Raw genomic sequence first — 3,456 nt, 5'->3', positions numbered from 1 at the left:
CCCAGGTTGGCAGAGAGGGCATCGAGCCGTTGGAGCCTTTCTGCGCCAATGTGCGGCACTACGTAACACCTAGCGTAGTCATTCCAGTTCTGCCAAGTAGTTGCGTCCACAGAAGGTTCGATGGCTGAGAACCATTCGGCGAAAAACTGAGCCACTGTGCGAGTTGAGGGACGAACAACGCGACCTTGATCGGCTCCCCGCATGGCATCGCGACAGGCCTTCCAGGCCTCCTTCTCCGTGGGGAACCCACCCTTTGAGATAATTGGATACTCGCCGGTGGATGGATCTCGCTCAGGCCCTCGGAATCGATATGTCCACGTTTTTCCGCGCTGGTAGACCGACCCCTTCACGATGCCACCAACTGGCGCAGCTCGGCAGTGACGACATAGACGCGTCCGCCGAGTCTCCGGACTGGGAGCTCGCCAGACGCGGCAAGTCTGTAGGCCGCAGCACGGCTGATTCCCAGAATGCTCGCAGCCCGGGGAACCGCGAGAAGCAGTGGGAGATGATCAAATACGTTCGATTCCATCTTTTTTCACCTCCCCTTCGTAACTTATTGAGTTTGCAACTCTCGCTGAGTGCTGCTGTGGGCTGCAACGCGGGCAAAACGCTGCTGCCTCAGTACCGTCGGACTGTGTGACTGTGATTGTGCGCGACATTGGGTCCTCGCAATCGCCACACCACGATGGCATTTGTTGTACGGAAAGTGTTGGTGGGGGCGGTAGCTCAGTGAGACGCCGCGCGAGGACAGCAGCGGTATAACGCACTCCCTCTGGCCGGGACGAGAGATGGGCCAACAGAGTCTGTGATGTCCAACCTGCTGCGAAGGCTGCCTCGATTGCCGGTGCAAGTTTTCTCGCGTCCTCCCGATTGACTTGCCATGGGCTTGGAAGTGAACTCAGCACTGCTGCCGACGACGGTCCTAGTGAGGTTTCTCTGGAAAGGTTCAAGGCGTCAGTGTCCTGGACCCGCGGAGGCACAACCGGTGGACAATTCCCGTCCGGAGGTCGGACGGCCCCCGTCGTGTTGGCGGACTGGGGGAGTCCGACCTCCGGAAGGGGAGAACTGTGGGTCGCATCTGGGTGATTGAGGAGGTAGCGGCTCGAACGCCTGGCTCCCGAATCGTGATACCGAGCAACCCGCTGCACGAGCCCCTCATCCTCGAGTTTGCGAAGCGTTTCCAACACGGTGCTCCGCGCGGCGCAAGATTCCGAGACGATCTTTCGAATTGACGGGTAGCACGAAAACTTGTCGTCTGCCCGGTTCGCAAGCAGTATGAGGACAAGGCGCATCATCGGACTCGAAACCTCGATGGCTATCGCCCAGTCGAGCGCCTTCCAGCTCATCGGTAATACTTTCTGAGTCTTACAGTTTCGACGATCATTGTCTTCCTAGGTTCTCTTGAGAGGTCATGCGTGATGGCTCGGGCGGCCATTGTGCAGCCTCGCTGCAGGCTGACAGAGCGATAGGGATCTCGATGAATTGCAACGTAGATGAATGGGTGAAACGGCGTCCACCACCAGATGCAACTTGGGAAAGAATCAACTCTTGTCGTCACCCGGCACGCGACAAGCGGCGAAATCCAAAGGCGGCCTGACGGGATCGTGATCGGACGACGATCTTCGCTGCGCCGGAATTCTGGCCGTTCCGGCACGGCCATCGGCGAGCGGCCGGTGACGCCCAATGTGCCTGTCTGGAGCAGTAAATGGGTACTAGTTGGGCCTTAGTGGGTTACCAGTTGTGCATAAGATGAGCATGAGTTGATACCTAATCGTCTTCGGGGAAGCGCATGGGTGTTCGGCAGAATCTATTCTTAAAGAATGTGTTTCCGCTGCTAGCCAGCCATTGCCAGCTCGCGGTACCGTAGGATCGTGCACCGCGACACATCGGCTTTGAATCTTCAACAACAGGCAGATCAGCTCGCTCCAACGACATGCGCTGCTGCATTGATGACCGTGCCGATGTTTGCGCACTTTGTTGGTCTCGTACGCGAAGAATCCGACTCTGTCAACGGGTTGGCTGATGGCTGCGGCCGCTGGCAATCGAATGAACATTTCGCCAGATGTGCGCGGATGCGTCGTCAGGCCGCAGGGGTTGTTGATCGGATGGGTGCCAAGTTGCGAGGTTGTAGGGACTGCACAGACGATCGAGCAATTGACGCCTCGCGCACAACATATCCACGAATTACGGGTTTGGCGAGCGGGTTTGAACTATCGGAGTCTTCCATGATCCGGGTTGGAGACAGGATGTGAACGACGAACTCAGCCAAGCCAATAGCCGGGGGTTCGAGCTCGGTCGTTGTCACGCGGCAATCGCGGAAGTCGTCGAACAGGCGGCCCGATGGGCGCGTTCGTTTAGCGTCGCAACCCCTCACGTCTTACCGGATGGATCAACATTTGTCCTGAGTTAGGACATTTGGCTTAGTAAGCCACCTTGATCCCGAGGTCAGCGAGGATTTCTCTTTGTGCTGGCGGGATTTCGGGTGGGAAGGCCTGGGTGGCGCCGTTGATGGTGATGGTCGCTGAGCGCAATGGCCGGAGCTGTTTGATGACGTTGGCGATGGCTAGGCCGCTGCGTTCCTGGATGCAGTGTGCGACGGCCAGTGCGGTGAACACGATGGTCAGGTGCGCTTCGATGGCCTCGCGGGTGTGGTGAAACATCGGCCGGGCCTCGAGGTCGGTCTTGGACATCCGAAACGACCGTTCGACGTGCCACAGGTCGTGGTACTTCGCGATGACTTCCGCGGCGGGCATGACGGTGACGTCGAGGTTGGTGACGTAGCCCTTGAGGCCGACCAGGGACTGCGCACGGGCAAGGGCGGCTTCGTCAAGAACGCGGTCACCGGCGTGGGTCTTGACGAACCGGGTCGATCTAGCGGCCCGTTCACCGGCCACGACCGCTTTGGCCCTGGCCTCCTGGGCGTGCAGGGTCTTTTGATCACGGCGTGCCCGTTTGGCCGAGTACGCCCAGATAGCCCGCCACGCACCGCCGTGATCGTCGGCATTCCAGACCGGCTCGGCCCGCTTGGTGGTGTCGTTCACCTTGGCGTTCGCGTGTCGCGGCGTGACGGTGTCGATGATTTGTCCATCAGTGAAAACGTCACCATTCCAATGGAAATGGCTGGCAAGATCGATCGGGGCCTTCACCGCGCGGGATCCGACAATGAAACCCAATCCGGCATCGTCGAGTGCGGTCAGATTCGATGCGGAGAGCATGCCGGCATCGGCGGCGACGACCATCGGGGTATCGGTGAGGTCGTGGCGGGCGGCGAACGCGGTGATGATCGGCACCAGCGTGGTGGTCTCGGCGGTATTGCCCTCGAAACAGCCGATCTCCAAAGGGAATCCAGTACGGTCCACCAGGAGTCCGACCACGATTTGAGGATCGACGCGTCGTTCCTTGCTGTTATGCCGACCACGGCATAACAGCAATTATCCCGAGGTCGTGGTTATGCCG

Annotated in this window: 3 protein-coding genes and 1 pseudogene; all 4 read right to left on the bottom strand. The window is 59.2% G+C overall.

What is annotated here, in order from left to right; all coding sequences use genetic code 11:
- The coding region (locus CWS39_RS27985; RefSeq protein ID WP_199178339.1) for an Arm DNA-binding domain-containing protein at positions 1-350 on the bottom strand (350 nt) is incomplete at its 3' end.
- A complete protein-coding gene (locus CWS39_RS27980) occupies positions 347-529 on the bottom strand; it encodes a helix-turn-helix domain-containing protein (RefSeq protein WP_064412487.1) in 183 nt (60 codons plus the stop codon). The genes CWS39_RS27985 and CWS39_RS27980, both read right to left, overlap by 4 nt.
- Positions 510-1,292, bottom strand: a complete 783-nt coding sequence (locus CWS39_RS27975) for a helix-turn-helix domain-containing protein (RefSeq protein WP_233213748.1) — start codon at positions 1,290-1,292, stop codon at positions 510-512. The genes CWS39_RS27980 and CWS39_RS27975 overlap by 20 nt, the downstream gene beginning before the upstream one ends.
- A 1,128-nt stretch (positions 1,293-2,420) precedes the next feature.
- A pseudogene (locus CWS39_RS27970) lies at positions 2,421-3,404 on the bottom strand (IS1634 family transposase); the annotation flags it as partial.
- Positions 3,405-3,456: the final 52 nt, after the last annotated feature.

This window comes from Mycobacterium hubeiense (genome assembly GCF_002838065.1).
GTDB classification, from domain to species: Bacteria; Actinomycetota; Actinomycetes; order Mycobacteriales; family Mycobacteriaceae; genus Mycobacterium; species Mycobacterium hubeiense.
Note: the sequence above shows the minus strand (reverse complement) of the source record. Positions and strands in the feature narration are given on the sequence as shown.